Annotated in this window: 14 protein-coding genes; 3 read left to right on the forward strand and 11 right to left on the reverse strand. The window is 71.8% G+C overall.

Annotated features, from left to right (window positions below; all coding sequences use genetic code 11):
- Positions 1 to 68 precede the first annotated feature (68 nt).
- The 4 genes from infB to rimP form a co-directional block, all read right to left on the reverse strand.
- Complete coding sequence (infB, locus tag N5I75_RS00250) at positions 69 to 3,152, reverse strand: translation initiation factor IF-2 (RefSeq protein WP_476673006.1); 3,084 nt, start codon at positions 3,150 to 3,152, stop codon at positions 69 to 71.
- A 146-nt stretch (positions 3,153 to 3,298) separates the two neighbouring features.
- Positions 3,299 to 3,577, reverse strand: coding sequence for a YlxR family protein (locus tag N5I75_RS00255; RefSeq protein ID WP_399066470.1), 279 nt, complete (start codon positions 3,575 to 3,577; stop codon positions 3,299 to 3,301).
- A 140-nt stretch (positions 3,578 to 3,717) separates the two neighbouring features.
- Positions 3,718 to 4,704, reverse strand: a complete 987-nt coding sequence (gene nusA, locus N5I75_RS00260; RefSeq protein ID WP_476673008.1) for a transcription termination factor NusA — start codon at positions 4,702 to 4,704, stop codon at positions 3,718 to 3,720.
- Positions 4,705 to 4,706: 2 nt separating this feature from the next.
- Entirely contained in the window at positions 4,707 to 5,216 is a 510-nt protein-coding gene (gene rimP, locus N5I75_RS00265; RefSeq protein ID WP_476673010.1) for a ribosome maturation factor RimP, read from the reverse strand.
- A 184-nt stretch (positions 5,217 to 5,400) separates the two neighbouring features.
- Between rimP and N5I75_RS00270 the strand changes: the two genes are divergently transcribed.
- From N5I75_RS00270 to N5I75_RS00280, 3 genes are all read left to right on the forward strand, one after another.
- Positions 5,401 to 5,898 carry a hypothetical protein gene (locus N5I75_RS00270; RefSeq protein WP_476673012.1) on the forward strand — a complete coding sequence of 166 codons (498 nt, stop codon included), beginning with the start codon at positions 5,401 to 5,403 and terminating at the stop codon, positions 5,896 to 5,898.
- Between the two features lie 24 nt (positions 5,899 to 5,922).
- A complete protein-coding gene (locus N5I75_RS00275; RefSeq protein WP_476673014.1) occupies positions 5,923 to 6,399 on the forward strand; it encodes a ferritin-like domain-containing protein in 477 nt (158 codons plus the stop codon).
- A 122-nt stretch (positions 6,400 to 6,521) separates the two neighbouring features.
- A complete protein-coding gene (locus N5I75_RS00280; RefSeq protein WP_476673016.1) occupies positions 6,522 to 7,424 on the forward strand; it encodes an aminoglycoside phosphotransferase family protein in 903 nt (300 codons plus the stop codon).
- 67 nt (positions 7,425 to 7,491) lie between these two features.
- Here the strand turns inward: N5I75_RS00280 and N5I75_RS00285 are convergent, their stop codons facing one another.
- The 7 genes from N5I75_RS00285 to N5I75_RS00315 form a co-directional block, all read right to left on the reverse strand.
- Positions 7,492 to 9,192, reverse strand: a complete 1,701-nt coding sequence (locus tag N5I75_RS00285; protein ID WP_476673018.1) for a proline--tRNA ligase — start codon at positions 9,190 to 9,192, stop codon at positions 7,492 to 7,494.
- 79 nt (positions 9,193 to 9,271) lie between these two features.
- Positions 9,272 to 9,829: a GNAT family N-acetyltransferase gene (locus tag N5I75_RS00290; RefSeq protein ID WP_476673020.1), complete on the reverse strand. Its 558-nt coding sequence runs from the start codon at positions 9,827 to 9,829 to the stop codon at positions 9,272 to 9,274.
- A 90-nt stretch (positions 9,830 to 9,919) separates the two neighbouring features.
- Positions 9,920 to 10,768 carry a GNAT family N-acetyltransferase gene (locus N5I75_RS00295; protein WP_476673022.1) on the reverse strand — a complete coding sequence of 283 codons (849 nt, stop codon included), beginning with the start codon at positions 10,766 to 10,768 and terminating at the stop codon, positions 9,920 to 9,922.
- Positions 10,769 to 11,762: 994 nt separating this feature from the next.
- Complete coding sequence (gene ispG / locus N5I75_RS00300; RefSeq protein ID WP_476673024.1) at positions 11,763 to 12,920, reverse strand: flavodoxin-dependent (E)-4-hydroxy-3-methylbut-2-enyl-diphosphate synthase; 1,158 nt, start codon at positions 12,918 to 12,920, stop codon at positions 11,763 to 11,765.
- 156 nt (positions 12,921 to 13,076) lie between these two features.
- Positions 13,077 to 14,378 (reverse strand): M50 family metallopeptidase, encoded by a 1,302-nt coding sequence (locus N5I75_RS00305; RefSeq protein ID WP_476673026.1) that lies wholly within the window; start codon positions 14,376 to 14,378, stop codon positions 13,077 to 13,079.
- On the reverse strand, positions 14,375 to 15,649 hold the full coding sequence (gene dxr, locus N5I75_RS00310) for a 1-deoxy-D-xylulose-5-phosphate reductoisomerase (RefSeq protein ID WP_476673028.1): 1,275 nt from the start codon (positions 15,647 to 15,649) through the stop codon (positions 14,375 to 14,377). Before dxr ends, N5I75_RS00305 begins: the two co-directional genes overlap by 4 nt.
- An 80-nt stretch (positions 15,650 to 15,729) precedes the next feature.
- Positions 15,730 to 16,095 (reverse strand): hypothetical protein, encoded by a 366-nt coding sequence (locus tag N5I75_RS00315; protein ID WP_476673030.1) that lies wholly within the window; start codon positions 16,093 to 16,095, stop codon positions 15,730 to 15,732.
- Between the last annotated feature and the right edge of the window lie 61 nt (positions 16,096 to 16,156).

The raw sequence follows: 16,156 nt of genomic DNA on the forward strand, positions 1-16,156 counted from the left end.
GATCGACGGAAATATGCTCCGCCGACCGGCCCCGAACCTGCTGCCGCGTGGATCCGATCCGCTGGGGATCAGGCGCGCGGCTTCTCGCGCATCTCGTACGTCGCGATGACGTCGTCGACCTTGATGTCGTTGAAGTTGCCGAGGTTGATACCGCCCTCGAACCCTTCGCGGATCTCGGTGACGTCGTCCTTGAAGCGACGCAGACCGGAGATGTTGAGGTTCTCCGCGATGACCTTGCCATCGCGAAGGAGGCGCGCCTTGGTGTTGCGCTTGACCTCGCCGGACCGGACGAGCACACCGGCGATGTTGCCCAGCTTGGACGACTTGAAGACCTCGCGGATCTCCGCCGTGCCGAGCTCGACCTCCTCGTACTCCGGCTTGAGCATGCCCTTGAGGGCCGCCTCGATCTCCTCGATGGCCTGGTAGATCACCGAGTAGTACCGGACGTCGACGCCCTCGCGCTCCGCCATCTGCTGCGCACGGCCGGCTGCCCGGACGTTGAAGCCGATGACGATGGCGTCGGAGCCGGTCGCCAGGTTGATGTCGGACTCGGTGACCGCACCCACACCGCGGTGCAGGACGCGGATGTCGACCTCTTCGCCGACGTCGAGCTGGAGCAGCGAGGACTCGAGAGCCTCCACCGAACCGGACGCGTCGCCCTTGATGATGAGGTTGAGTTCCTGCACCAGACCGGCCTTGAGGGCCTCGTCCAGGTTCTCCAGGGAGAACCGGACGCCGCGGCGCGCGAAGTTGGCGTTGCGCTCACGGGCGGCACGCTTCTCGGCGATCTGACGGGCCGTACGGTCCTCGTCGACCACCAGGAAGTTGTCGCCGGCACCCGGGACGTTGGTGAGACCGAGCACGAGGACGGGGGTCGAGGGACCCGCTTCCTCGACGTTGTTGCCGTTGTCGTCGAGCATGGCGCGGACACGGCCGTAGGCGTCGCCGACCACCATCGTGTCGCCGATGCGCAGCGTGCCTCGCTGGACCAGGACCGTCGAGACGGCACCGCGGCCCTTGTCGAGGTGCGACTCGATCGCAATACCCTGCGCGTCCTGCTCCGGGTTGGCCCGCAGGTCGAGCGAGGCGTCCGCGGTCAGGACCACGGCCTCGAGCAGCTCCTCGATGTTCAGCCCCTGCTTGGCGGAGATGTCGACGAACATGGTGTCGCCGCCGTACTCCTCGGCCACGAGGCCGTACTCGGTCAGCTGACCGCGCACCTTGGTCGGGTCGGCACCCTCGACGTCGATCTTGTTGACCGCGACGACGATCGGGACCTCGGCGGCCTTGGCGTGGTTCAGCGCCTCGACCGTCTGCGGCATGACGCCGTCGTTGGCCGCGACCACGAGGATCGCGATGTCGGTCGACTTCGCACCACGGGCACGCATGGCGGTGAAGGCCTCGTGACCGGGGGTGTCGATGAAGGTGATCTTGCGCTCCTCCTCGTTCACCTCCGTCGTGACCTGGTACGCGCCGATGTGCTGCGTGATGCCGCCGGCCTCGCCCGCGATGACGTTCGTCTTGCGGATGGTGTCGAGCAGGCGGGTCTTTCCGTGGTCGACGTGGCCCATGACCGTGACGACCGGCGGACGCGAGACGAGCATGTCCTCGCCGCCCTCGTCCTCGCCGAACTCGATGTCGAAGGACTCGAGCAGCTCGCGGTCCTCCTCCTCGGGGCTGACGATCTCGAGGATGAAGTTCATCTCGTCCGCGAGGAGCTTCAGCGTCTCGTCGGAGACGGACTGCGTGGCAGTGACCATCTCGCCGAGGTTCATCATCACGCCGACGAGCGACGCCGGGTTGGCGTTGATCTTCTCGGCGAAGTCGGTGAGCGACGCACCGCGCGACAGGCGGACGGTCTGTCCGTTGCCGCGAGGCAGCATGACGCCGCCGACCGACGGGGCCTGCATGGCCTCGTACTCCTGGCGCCTCTGCCGCTTCGACTTGCGGCCACGACGGGCGGGCCCGCCGGGACGGCCGAACGCACCCTGTGTGCCACCGCGGCCACCCGGACCACCGGGACGGCCACCGAAGCCGGGACGGCCACCGCCGCCACCGGGACGGCCGGCGAAACCGCCGCCACCGCCACCGGGACCGCCGGGACGACCGGCGAAGCCGCCGCCGCCACCGCCACCGGGACGGCCGGCGAAGCCGCCGCCACCGGGACGACCGCCGCCGCCACCCGGACGACCGCCGCCACCCGGACCACGGCCACCGGGACCGGGACGCGGGCCCGCGGCCGGACGCTGGGGCATCATGCCCGGGTTCGGACGGTTGCCGGCGGGGCCGCCGCCGGGACGCGGACCGGCCGCGCCGCCCTGCGGACGAGGCATGCCGCCCGGGGTCGGACGGGCGCCGCCCTGACCCTGCGGACGGGGACCACCCTGGCCGCCGCCCTGCGGACGCGGACCGCCCGGGCCACCCTGGCCGCCGGGACGGGGCGCGCCGCCCGGACGGGGCGCCTGCGGGCGCGCCATGCCGGTGGAGCCGCCGGAGGTGAAGGGGTTGTTGCCCGGACGCGGGCCCGCGGGACGGGCGCCACCGGGACGAGGACCACCCTGCGCACCCTGGCCGCCGGGGCGCGGGGCGCCCTGACGGTCGCCGCGCTCACCGCGGTTGTCACGGCCCTGGCCGCCCTGGCCCTGGCCGGGCGCCGGACGGGCACCGGGCTTGGGGGCACCGGGACGGGCGCCGGGACGCGGGCCGCTCTGCGCCGGGGCCGACGAGGCGGCCGGGGCGGCGGGGGGCGCCGTGAACTCGGGCGCGGCCGGGGCCGGCGAAGCGGGCTTGGGAGCCGGCTTCGGACCGGGCGTCGGGCGCGGACCCGGGGTCGCTGCGGGGGCTGCCGGAGCGGCCGGGGCCTGCTCGGCGGCGGCCGGCTTCGGGGCCGGCGGACGCGGCGCGGCAGGCTTCGCGGCCTGCGCGGGCGAGGGGGTGGGACGCGGCGCCGCGGGCTTCGCGGGCGCCTTCTTCGCGGCGGGCTTGCCGCCATTGCCCTGCTGGAGGGCGTCAGTCAATTTGCGTACTACCGGCGCCTCGATCGTCGAGGACGCGGAACGTACGAATTCACCGAGTTCCTGGAGCTTGGCCATGACGACCTTGCTCTCTACGCCGAACTCCTTGGCGAGCTCGTATACCCGGACCTTAGCCACTTCGCTCCTTTTAGGTCCGGGTTCCGCCGGACCGTCGCTACTTCATGGGCGTACTCATCGCGTGCTCATCGAGTGCTCATCGCAATCTCGACCTACTTCCAACTCGCGGGGTACCAGGGCCGCACGGGGGCTCCGTGCGGCGCTTCTTACGGTGTCGCCTGCTCGATCCGGTGGCGGAGCGCCTCCGTGTCGAACGGTCCAGGGGCCTTGTAGGCCCGCTGGAACGCCCGGCGGCGGACCGCCAGGTCGAGACAGACCAGGGCGGGGTGCACGTAGGCACCCCGGCCGGGCAGCGTACCGCGATCATCGGGGACACATCGGCCCTCGGTCACCACGATCCGCAGCAGATCGCTCTTGGCCGCTCGCTCCCGGCATCCCACACAGGTTCGCTCAGGGCATGCGCGGGCATGCGTCCGGCCAGACACGCTTAAGTCTACCTCCCCGTACCGACCTCACCCCTTTCGGGGCAAGAATCGAACGGCTGTTTCTTGTCACAGACGGGCGCCACATCGTCGCCACGCCCGTCGTCACATACTGTCGTGGTCCAAGCGCGGAGCGCCCGGATTTATTCCGCGCCCTGCTCGGTGTCGGGGCGGATGTCGATGCGCCAGCCGGTGAGCCGGGCCGCCAGCCGGGCGTTCTGCCCCTCCTTGCCGATGGCGAGGGAGAGCTGGTAGTCGGGGACCGTCACGCGCGCGGAGCGGGCGCCGAGGTCGACGATCTCGACCTTGGAGACGCGGGCCGGCGAGAGCGCGTTGGCGACCATCTCCGCCGGGTCGTCCGACCAGTCGACGATGTCGATCTTCTCGCCGTTCAGCTCACCCATGACGTTGCGCACACGGCCGCCCATCGGGCCGATGCAGGCGCCCTTGGCGTTGAGCCCGCTGCGCGTCGACCGCACGGCGATCTTCGTACGGTGGCCGGCCTCGCGCGCGATGGCGCTGATCTCCACCGAGCCGTCGGCGATCTCCGGCACCTCCAGGGCGAAGAGCTTCTTCACCAGGCTGGGGTGGGTGCGCGACAGGGTCACGGACGGGCCGCGCACACCCTTGGCGACGCGGACGACGTAACTGCGCAGGCGCATGCCGTGCGGGTACTCCTCGCCCGGCACCTGCTCCTGCACCGGCAGGATCGCTTCCAGCTTGCCGATGTCGACCAGGACGTTCTTCGGGTCGCGGCCCTGCTGGACCACGCCCATCACGATGTCGCCCTCGCGGCCGGCGTACTCGCCGAGCGTCGCGTCGTCCTGCGCGTCGCGCAGGCGCTGCAGGATGACCTGCTTGGCGGTGGTGGCGGCGATGCGGCCGAAGTCGGACGGGGTGTCGTCGAACTCCTTGGCCTCCTGACCCTCTTCGAGGTCCGCCGGGTCCTCCGTCACCCAGACCGTCACGTGGCCGCTCTCGCGGTCCAGCTTCACGCGTGCGCGGCGGAAACTGCCGTCGGTGCGGTGGTAGGCGATGAGGAGGGCCGACTCGATCGCCTCGACCAGCAGATCGAAGGAGATCTCCTTCTCCCGGACCAGACCCCGCAGGGCACTCATGTCGATGTCCACGGCTACGCCTCCTCTGCTTCTGATGCGTCGTTCTTGTTCTTGCGGTTGAACTCGACCTGGACCCGCGCCTTGGCGATGTCACTGAAGGCGAGCCGTCGGGCGGTGGCCTTGCGGCCCTTCACGCCCGGTACTTCGAGGTCGAGGCCGTCGTCGTCGACCTCGATGATGCGCGCGACCAGCTCGGAGTCGTCGCTGAGCTGGAACTTCACGAGGCGGTCCGTCGCGCGGACGTAGTGGCGGTGCTCGGTGAGGGCGCGCTCGGCGCCCGGTGTCCCGACCTCCAGCTCGTACTCGCCGTCACCCATGGCGTCCGTCTCGTCGAGCTTCGCCGAGAGCGCGCGGCTCACATCGGCGACCTTGTCGAGGTCGGCCCCCTCGTAGGAGTCGACGACGACGCGCAGCACCCGCTTGCGTCCTACCGAGGCGATCTCGATCTCTTCGAGGTCGAGCCCCTGTGAGCTGACGAGCGGTTCCAGTAGTTCCCGCAGCCTCTCGTTCTGGGTCGTGCTCATCCGGGTGACTCCTCGGCCGCGTGTGCTGTTGTGGTGTGTCGGCATTTCATGCGCGTCAGGTCAAAGGGTATCCGGTCCAGGGGGGTGTTGCGGTCCACCGGGCGTGCGGCGACGGTACGGTGATCACCGGCCGCGCCGTCCCGGTCGTGCCGAAACCGCCCCAGTCTGCCGAGGACGACCGCCCGTGCCGCTCACCGCTGAGGCCCCACGGGGGCCACGCCGCAGGACCCTGTTCACCTCGCTGGCCGGGGCCGCGCTCCTGACCGGCTGTTCGAGCGGCGGCGACGACGGCGCCCAGGGCGCGCCCTCCCTCTCGCAGGTCAAGCGGGTCCGGGCGCGGGCGGCCCGGGAGAGCGCCGATCTGCTCGGCCAGTACGACCAGGTGCTCACCGCGCACCCCGGGCTCGCGGCGCGGCTCGGCCCGCTGCGCGCGGAGGTCGAGCGGCACGTCCAGGCGTTCGGCGGCGCGGCACGGCCCAAGGCGCTCAAGCCCTCCGCCAGCACTCCCCCGGTCGCCGAGGAGGACGTGCTGAAGGCGCTGGCGGCGGCCGAGCGGGCGCTGTCGGACCGGCGGATGACGGCGCTCGCCGACCCCGACACGCCCGCCGAACAGGCGCGGCTGCTGGCCTCGGTGGCGGCGGCCGGCGCCGGGCACGCGTACCTGCTGACAGAAGACGCCTGACGGCTGACGGGAAGGCTTACGGGGATGAGCGACACGGAGAGCGACAAGGCGCTGCTCGCGGCGGTGCAGGCGGCCCTGCGCGCCGAGCACGCGGCCGTCTACGGCTACGGAGTCGTCGGCGGCCGGGCGCGCGAGGGCCGGCGCGCGGAGGCGAAAGCCGCGTACGACGCGCACCGCGCGCGCCGGGACGAGCTGCGGCGCACCGTACGGGACCTGGGCGGCACGCCCGAGGAGTCCGCGGGGGCGTACGCGCTCCCCTTCCCGGTGCCGGACCCGGCCGCGGCGGCCCGGCTCGCCGCCGACATCGAGGACAAGGTCGCCGGGGCCTACTCGGACCTCGTCCGCGCGGCGAGCGGCACCCGGCGCCGGGCCGCGGCGGACGCGCTGCGCGAGGCGGCGGTCCGTGCGGTGCGCTGGCGCGGCGGGAGCGTAGCCTTCCCTGGGCTCGCCGAACGGGCCGCGGTGCCCTCCGCGACCCCCACGGCGGCGCCGCGTACGTAAGCGGCCGCTGGATCTCAGCGGCCGGGCAAGTGGTGCGGTCGCTGTGTGTCGGCGGCCGGGCCGTCGGTGCGGTCGCTGCACTTCAGCGGCCGGGCAGTTGGTGTGGAAGGGATCTCTCGCGCATGGCTTTCGAACCTCCGCAGCGACTGGTGAACGCGCTCGGCGAGGTGCGCGACGACGGGGCGACGGCCTGGCTCGGCCGGGTCGGGGCCCTGCTCGCCGAGGCCGCGGCGCGGCGTGAGGTGACCGTCGAGCGGGTGCATCTGCCCGGCGGGCGCAGCAGCCTGGTCGCCCAGGTCCGTACGGCGGACGGCTCGCCCGCGATCCTGAAGCTGGCCCCGGAGCGGTTCCGCCCCGAGGCGGAGCGGGCGGCGCTCACGCGGTGGGACGGGTTCGGCGCGGTGCGCCTGCTCGACCCCGGGTGCGACGACGGGGCGCTGCTCCTGGAGCGGCTGCACCCCGAGGTCTCGGTGCGGACGCTGCCGGAGGCGAAGGCGCTCCTGGAGGCGGCGGGGACGCTGCGCCGCCTGTGGACCGAGCCGCCCGCCGGGCGCAACTGCGAGACCGTGCCCGAGCGCACGGGCCGCCAGGCGACGGCGATGCAGGCGGGCGTGGCCGCGTTCCCCGAGGTCGCGCCGCTGGTCGAGGCGGCGTTGGAGGCCCGCGCGGCGCTCGTCGGGGACCCGCCCGAGGTGCGGCTCCTGCACGGTACGTTCCGGCAGTCCAAGGTGCTGTCCGGCGAGCGGATGCCGTGGCTGGCCATCGGCCCTGACCCGGTCGTCGGCGAGCGGGCCTTCGATCTGGCGCGGCTCGTGCGCGACCGCGTCGAGGACCTGATCGGCTCCCCGTCCGGTCCCGCGATCACGCGCCGCCGGGTGAAGCGCCTCGCCGAGTCGCTGGACGTGGACCAGGAGCGGCTGCGCGGCTGGACGCTGTTCCGGGCGGTGGAGTCCGGGGTGCGGGCGCTGCGGGTGGGGCGTGAGCGGGACGGGGAGAACCTGCTGGAGTTCGCGGGCTGGCTCTGAGAGGTCTTGCGACGAGGAAGCGCCCCGGGTTCCGAAGACCCGGGGCGCTTCCTCGTCGACTCGGTGCTTACGCGGTGAGGCGGGCGACGGCCTCCTCGACCGTCAGCTCCTCGCGCTCGCCGGTGCGGCGGTCCTTCAGCTCCACGACGCCGTCGGCGCTGCGGCGGCCCGCGACCAGGATCTTCGGCACGCCGATCAGCTCGGAGTCGGTGAACTTCACGCCGGGCGAGATGCCGGGACGGTCGTCGACCAGGACGCGGACACCGGCCTCGGCCAGCTTCTCGGAGACCTCCAGGGCCAGCTCGGTCTGGAGCGCCTTGCCCGCCGCGACGACGTGGACGTCGGCCGGGGCGATCTCCTCGGGCCAGATGAGGCCCTTGTCGTCGGCGTGCTGCTCGGCGAGGGCGGCGACGGCGCGCGAGACGCCGATGCCGTACGAGCCCATGGTCACGCGGACCGGCTTGCCGTTCTGGCCGAGGACGTCGAGCTGGAAGGCGTCGGCGTACTTGCGGCCGAGCTGGAAGATGTGGCCGATCTCGATGGCGCGGTCCAGCTTGAGCCCCGTCCCGCACTTGGGGCAGGGGTCGCCCTCTTCCACCACGACGACATCGACGTACTCGGAGACCTCGAAGTCACGGCCCGCGACGACGTTCTTCGCGTGGACGCCGGACTTGTTGGCGCCGGTGATCCAGGCGGTGCCGGGGGCGACGCGCGGGTCGGCGAGGTAGCTGACCTTCTCCAGGCCCTGCGGGCCGACGTAGCCGCGGACGAGGTCGTCGCGGCCCTCGAAGTCCTCGGCCGTGACCAGCTCGACGGCGGCCGGGGAGAAGTGCGCCTCGACCTTGTCCATGTCGACCTCACGGTCGCCGGGGACGCCGACGGCGACGATCTCGCCGTCCACCTTGACCAGGAGGTTCTTCAGCGTGGCCGACGCCGGGACGTCGAGGTACGCGGCGAGCGTCTCGATGGTCGGGGTGTCGGGCGTGGGGATCTCCTCGAGCGCGGGCGCGTCGGCGGCGTCGACCGGCTTCAGGGGGTACGTGACGGCCTCGGTGTTGGCCGCGTAGTCGCAGTGCGGGCAGTCGGCGAAGGTGTCCTCACCGGCGCCGGCCGGGGCGAGGAACTCCTCCGACTTCGAGCCGCCCATGGCGCCCGCGGTGGCGGCGCAGATGCGGTAGTCGAGGCCGAGGCGCTCGAAGATGCGCTGGTAGGCGGCGCGGTGCAGGGCGTAGGACTCGGCGAGGCCCTCGTCGGTCAGGTCGAAGGAGTAGGAGTCCTTCATCTGGAACTCGCGGCCGCGCAGGATGCCCGCGCGGGGGCGCGCCTCGTCGCGGTACTTCGTCTGGATCTGGTAGAGGATCACCGGCAGGTCCTTGTAGGACGTGCACTGGTCCTTGACCAGCTGGGTGAAGATCTCCTCGTGCGTCGGGCCGAGGAGGTAGTCGCCGCCCTTGCGGTCGTTGAGGCGGAACAGCTCGGCGCCGTACTCCTCCCAGCGGCCGGTCGCCTCGTAGGGCTCCTTGGGCAGGAGGGCGGGGAGGAGGACCTCCTGGGCGCCGATGGCGTCCATCTCCTCGCGGACGACGCGCTCCACGTTGGCGTAGACCCTGCGGCCGAGCGGCAGCCAAGACCAGACACCGGCGGCGGTACGACGCACGAAACCGGCGCGGACCAGGAGCTTGTGGCTCAGCACCTCGGCGTCCGCCGGGTCGTCGCGCAGTGTCTTCACCATCAACCGGGACATGCGCTGGACCTGGACCTTGGCCATGATTCTTGACTCCTGCGACGAAAGGGTTGTGCTCAGGAGGTTAGCCGGGCGGGTGGCGCCGCCGGAAATCGGTTCCGGCTCAGCGCAGGAGTGGGAGCGGGGCGCCCATCACCGCGTACGGCCTCGGGGCGCTCGGGAAGAGGACCTGGCGGGCCAGGTCCTCGTAGCCGAGGGAGCGGTACAGGCCGCGGGCCGGGCTGTCGAAGTCGATCGCGGAGAGGATCGAGCGGGGCTGGGTGGCGCCGTCGGTGATGGTGGTGATGAGGCGGCGGCCGACACCGCGGTTCTGGTAGCCGGGGTGGACGTGCAGCTCCGTGATGACGAAGGAGTCGTCAAGCCACTCGTCGTGGCCACGGGCGCGCAGGTACGGCTCGACGACCGTGGACCACCAGTGGGTGCGGTCATTCGGCATCCCGTAGACGAAGCCGACCAGGCGGCCGGTCTCCGTGGTCGCGCCGAGCGCGCGGGCGCCCGCGTATGTGATGTGGCGCAGCACGATCTGGCGGCGTACGGCGATCTCCTCGTCGCTCAGGCCGAACGCGTGCGCCTGGACGGCGAGCGCCTCGTCGACGCGGGCCTGCAGATCGAGGGGGCCGATGGTGACGGCGGTGTCGTCCGTACGGTTCCGGTGCGGCATGCCCGGAGGGTACCCCGGGGACGGTTTCTCAGCGGAGGAGGCTCAGAAGAGGGGGCTTCAGGAGGCTCGGAGGGGAAGCTCCGAGGAGGCTCAGAAGAGGACGCTCATGAACGCGCCGACCTCTTCGAAGCCCACCCGGCGGTACGCGGCACGGGCCGGGGTGTTGAAGTCGTTGACGTAGAGGCTGACGACGGGGGCGACGTCGGCGAGGGCGTAGCGCAGGACCGCTGCCATGCCGGGGGCGGCGAGGCCGCGGCCGCGGTGCTCCGGGGCGACCCAGACGCCCTGGATCTGGCACGCCTGGTCGGTCGCGGCGCCGATCTCCGCCTTGAATATGACCTTGCCGTGTTCGTCGAGGCGGGCGAAGGAACGGCCCGAGCCGACCAGTTCGGCGACGCGCGCCTGGTAGAGCAGGCCGCCGTCGCCGGCCAGCGGGGAGACGCCGACCTCCTCGGTGAACATCGCCACGCACGCCGGCATGATCGCGTCCATCTCGTCCTTGCGGATGCGGCGGACGTACGGGTCCGGGGCGATGTCGGCGGGCATCCGGTCGGTCACCATGAGGGGCTGGTGGGGGCGGACGTCGCGGGCCGGGCCCCAGCTGTGTTCGAGGAGCCGCCAGAGCAGGGCGGTCGGCTGCGCCGGGCCGACGATCGAGGAGCAGCGGCGGCCCGCGCGGCGCGCTCTGTCGGCGAAGCCGCGGACCGCGCGGTCCGTCGCGCAGATCGGGACCAGGTTCGCGCCCGCGTAGCAGAGGGACTCCAGCATGCCGTCCTCGTACCAGCCCCACATCTCGCCGCCGAGCCGCCACGGGTCCAGGCCCGCGATGCGGACGCGGGCCGTCACGAAGGCGTTGGCGACGGGCTCGCGGTCAAGCACGGCGAGCGCGGCGTCCAGGTCACTCGGTTCGAGGACCCGGGTGGTGGTCTGAGTCAACACGGGCGGGCCTTTTTATGGGGCGGGTCAGGTGCGGGCCGGGGTTTTGAGCTGGGCTCGGGTGGGTCAGTTGCGGGCCGGGGTTTTGAGCTGGGCTCGGGTGGGCCGCTGATCTCCGCACTGTACCTGCCGGTGATTTGAGCCGCCTCTGCCCTGGCCGGGGTCTTCCGGACCGGGGTCGTGTGCCCCGGTGGGGGCGGGTCACGCGTGAGGCGTGCCTTGGGGCGGCGCCGAGCGATCGTTCCCCGGCCTCCCCGCCGGGCCGACTGCTCGCGCAGTTCCCCGCGCCCCTCGGGGCATCTGCCCCATGCCGGCCTCATTCGACCGCGCCACCGTCGTGGCTAGTCGCGCAGTTCCCCGCGCCCCTCGGAGCGTCTGCCCCATGCCGGCCTCATTCGACCGCACCACCGTCGTGGCTGCTCGCGCAGTTCCCCGCGCCCCTCCGGGCGTCTGCCCCATACCGGCCTCATTCGACCGCGCCACCGTCGTGGCTAGTCGCGCCGTTCCCCGCGCCCCTCGGAGCGTCTGCCCCATACCAGCCTCATTCGACCGCACCACCCTCGTGGCTGCTCGCGCAGTTCCCCGCGCCCCTCCGGGCGTCTGCCCCATACCGGTCCCTTTCGACCGCACCACCGCCGTGGCTAGTCGCGCCGTTCCCCGCGCCCCTGCGGTGCGCACTTCGTGCGTCATCGCAGGGCGCGTCGTCGGAGGAGGCGCGGCGCAGCCGCAGGCCTTCAGGGGCGCGGGGAACTGCGCGAGCAACCACGGCGAGGCCCGCGCCCGGACGACTACCGGATGGAATGCCGCACGCAGTGCGCATTCCCAGGGGCGCGGGGAACGGCGCGACCAGCCACGGCGAGGCCCGCAGCCGAACGACTGCCGGGTTGAGGGCTGCACGCAGTGCGCATCCCGGGGGCGCGGGGAACGGCGCGGCCAGCCACCGCGAGGCCCGCAGTCGGACGGCTGCCGGACGGGGCGGGAGCGGGCCGAGACGATGTCAGCCCGCGATGGCCACGGTCGGCTCGCCGGAGGCCACGCCGTCCTTCTCCATCTGCTCGGCGATCTTCATCGCCTCCTCGATCAGCGTCTCCACGATCTTCGACTCGGGGACGGTCTTGATGACCTCGCCCTTGACGAAGATCTGGCCCTTGCCGTTGCCGGAGGCGACACCGAGGTCGGCCTCGCGGGCCTCGCCCGGGCCGTTCACCACGCAGCCCATGACGGCGACGCGGAGCGGCACCTCCATACCGTCGAGGCCGGCCGTGACCTCCTCCGCCAGCTTGTAGACGTCCACCTGCGCCCGCCCGCAGGACGGGCAGGAGACGATCTCCAGGCGGCGCGGGCGCAGACCCAGGGATTCGAGGATCTGGTTGCCGACCTTGATCTCCTCGACCGGCGGGGCCGAGAGGGAGACGCGGATGGTGTCGCCGATGCCCTCGGAGAGCAGCGCCCCGAACGCGACGGCCGACTTGATCGTGCCCTGGAAGGCGGGCCCCGCCTCCGTCACACCCAGGTGGAGCGGGTAGTCGCACTGCTCGGCGAGCAGCCGGTACGCGTTGACCATCACGACGGGGTCGTTGTGCTTGACCGAGATCTTGATGTCCCGGAAGTCGTGCTCCTCGAAGAGCGACGCCTCCCACAGGGCCGACTCGGCGAGCGCCTCGGGGGTCGCCTTGCCGTACTTCTGGAGCAGGCGCCGGTCGAGGGAGCCCGCGTTGACCCCGATGCGGATCGGGGTGCCGTGGTCACGGGCCGCCTTGGCGATCTCCTTGACCTTGTCGTCGAACTGCTTGATGTTGCCCGGGTTGACCCGGACGGCCGCGCAGCCCGCCTCGATGGCGGCGAAGACGTACTTCGGCTGGAAGTGGATGTCGGCGATGACCGGGATCTGCGACTTCCTGGCGATGATCGGCAGCGCGTCGGCGTCGTCCTGCGTCGGGCAGGCGACGCGCACGATCTGGCAGCCGGAGGCGGTCAGCTCGGCGATCTGCTGGAGGGTGGCTCCGATGTCGGACGTACGCGTCGTCGTCATCGACTGCACGGAGACCGGGGCGTCACCGCCGACGGCGACCGTGCCGACCTGGATCTGCCGGCTCTTGCGCCGCTCGGCGAGCTTGAGCGGTACATCCGGCATGCCGAGTGAAATCGCAGTCATCTGCTGTGCAACCCCAAGGTATGGATCGAGGATCGAGTCCAGAGGCTTCCGAGATTACGTCACCGGCGCGCGCCCGAGCACACTGCGCCCCGTACATCCACCCAAAGAGGGGCGGCCGGACACATAGGGTGCCCGGCCGCCTCATGTCCTACGGGATCAGGAGATTTTCACCGGATTCACCACGTCCGCGATGAGGACGAGGATCGTGAAGCAGACGAAGATCCCGGCGACCACGTACGCGACGGGCATGAGCTTCGCCACATCGAACGGGCCCGGGTCGGGGCGGCGGAAGACGCGGGCGAGGTTGCGCCGCAGCGCCTCCCACAGGGCGCCCGCGATGTGCCCGCCGTCGAGCGGCAGCAGCGGCAGCATGTTGAAGAGGAACAGGGAGAGGTTGAAGCCCGCTACCAGCATCAGCGACATCGCGACCTTCTGCGTCGCCGGGATGTCGAGCGCCGCGATGTCGCCGCCGACGCGGGCCGCGCCGACCACGCCCATCGGGGAGTCCTGCTCGCGCGGGCCGTCGCCGAAGGCCGCGTCCCACAGGGCGGGGATCTTCGCCGGGAGGGCGATGATGGAGTCGACGGCGTCGCCGACCCGGTCGCCCATCCAGGTCACGGACTCGCCGAAGTCCTGGTGGACGACGCCGGTGGCGGCGGTGAAGCCGAGGAAGCCGGCCTGGACGTAGCCGTCGACGATCTGGCCGCTGGCGTCCTTCTTCGCGACCGTGTTCGTGGCGATCTTCGCGGTCAGCGTCTTCCGCTGCCCGTCGCGCTCGACGACGATCGGGACCGTCTTGCCGGCGCTCTCGCGGATCTTGTCGGACAGGACGTTCCACTTGTCCGTGGTGACGCCGTCGAAGGAGACGATTCTGTCCTTGGCCTTCAGGCCCGCGGCGGCGGCCGGGGACTCGGCGTCGGACGCCTCGCAGTGGTCACGGTGGGCGCTGGCGTCGATGACGCACTTCGAGACGGACTCGACCATGTTCGTCTGCTGCTGGATGCCGAAGCCCATCAGGACCGTGAAGAACAGGCCGACCGCCAGGATCAGGTTCATGAACGGGCCCGCGAACATCACGATGACGCGCTTCCAGGGCTTGCGCGTGTAGAAGAGGCGGGTCTCGTCGCCGGGCCGGACCTCCTCGAACGCGGCGGCGCGCGCGTCCTCGACCATCGAACGGAACGGGGAGGTCGAGCGGGCCTCGATCCGGCCGTCCTCGCCGGGCGGGAACATGCCGATCATGCGGATGTAGCCGCCGAGCGGGATCGCCTTGACGCCGTACTCGGTCTCGCCCTTCTTCCGCGAGAAGAGGGTGGGTCCGAAGCCCACCATGTACTGCGGGACGCGGATGCCGAACATCTTCGCCGTCGACAGGTGGCCCAGCTCGTGCCAGGCGATGGAGATGAGCAGGCCCACCACGAAGACGACTACGCCCAGGATGATCATCAAGGTCGTCATGCACGAGCCTCCGCGGCTGCCTCGTCCCGGTCGGTCAGTTCACGGGCCCGGGCGCGCGCCCAGGTCTCCGCTTCGAGGACGTCCGCGACGGTCAGGGAAGTTCCCGCCGCCGCGGAAGGGGCGCCGTGTTCCTCGACGACCCGGGTGACGGTCTCCATGATCCCGTTGAACGGCAGGGCGCCCTTCAGGAAGGCGTCCACGCACTCCTCGTTGGCGGCATTGAACACCGCCGGGGCCGTGCCCGCGAGCTGCCCGACGTGACGGGCAAGGTTCACCGACGGGAACGCGTCGTTGTCGAGGGGGTAGAACTCCCAGCTCGACGCCTTCGTCCAGTCGAAGGCGGGCGCCGCGTCGGGGATCCGCTCGGGCCAGCCGAGGCCGATGGCGATGGGGCCGCGCATGTCGGGCGGGGTCGCCTGGAGGATCGAGGAGCCGTCGGTGTACTCGACCATGGAGTGCACGTAGGACTGCGGGTGGACGACGACCTCGATGCGGTCGAAGGGGATGTCGTAGAGCAGGTGCGCCTCGATGACCTCAAGGCCCTTGTTGACCAGGGTCGCCGAGTTGACCGTGATGACCGGGCCCATCGCCCAGGTGGGGTGCGCGAGCGCGTCCTCGACGGTGACGTTCGCCAGGTCCGCCTTCGTCCGGCCGCGGAACGGTCCTCCGGACGCGGTGACGACGAGTTTGCGCACGTCGGCCCGGGTTCCGGCGGCCAGCGCCTGGAACAGGGCGGCGTGCTCGGAGTCGACCGGGATGATCTGGCCCGGCTTGGCGAGCGCCTTCACCAGGGGGCCGCCGACGATCAGCGACTCCTTGTTGGCGAGGGCGAGGGTGCGGCCCGCTTCGAGGGCGGCGAGCGTCGGCGCGAGGCCGATGGAGCCGGTGATGCCGTTCAGGACCGTGTGGCAGTCACCGCGCCCGGCGACCTCGGTGGCCGCGTCGGGCCCGGCGAGGAGTTCGGGGAGCGGCTCCCCGGCCCCGTACCGCTTGGTCAGCGCCTCGCGCAGCGCGGGCACGGCGTCCTCGCGGGCGACGGCGACGGTGCGGACGCGCAGCTGGTGCGCCTGCTCGGCGAGGAGGTCGACCCGGCCGCCCGCGGCGCTGAGGGCGGTGACGCGGAAGCGGTCCGGGTTGCGCAGCACGAGGTCGATGGCCTGCGTGCCGATCGATCCCGTCGAGCCGAGCACAACGATGTCCCTGGGGGCGTCGCCGGGCGCGGGGTCGAAGACGAGGTGCGGATCGGCGAGCGGCGATGGGCTGTCGGTCATTGCCCTATTGTCGCCCCGCGTTCCTGTGAGGTTGACAGGGTGCCCCGAGGATGCGCCCGTACGGGTCCGGGGGCCCGGCGTCACCGGGTCATGGAGCGGACGTAATGGCTGAGATTGGCCGCCACCGTGCCTCGTACGTAGAGGGCGGCGCCCGTGACCAGGACGGGTACCGAGACCGCGAGGACGCCGAGGAGGGTGGGCCAGGGGACCACCGAGCACGGGTTGCGGACGCCGTCTCCGTTGCCGGGTTCGAGCCGCTCGAAGAGCGGGGCGCCGCAGTCCGGGTCGGCGCCGAGGACGGACCACGGCAGGACGAGCCGGAGCACGACGTACAGCCAGAGCAGGCCGCCGGCCCACAGCAGGAACAGACCGCGGCCGCGCAGCCGCCGGCTCTCGGCGAGGAAGCCGCGTTCCAGGTCGTCGCGGTATGTCGTCTCGTCGCGCATGGGGCCCCCGGTGTCGTGGTGACGGATCCGCCGGACTCTACTGGCGGACCTCGCACGGCCG

Source organism: Streptomyces sp. R818, assembly GCF_056172735.1.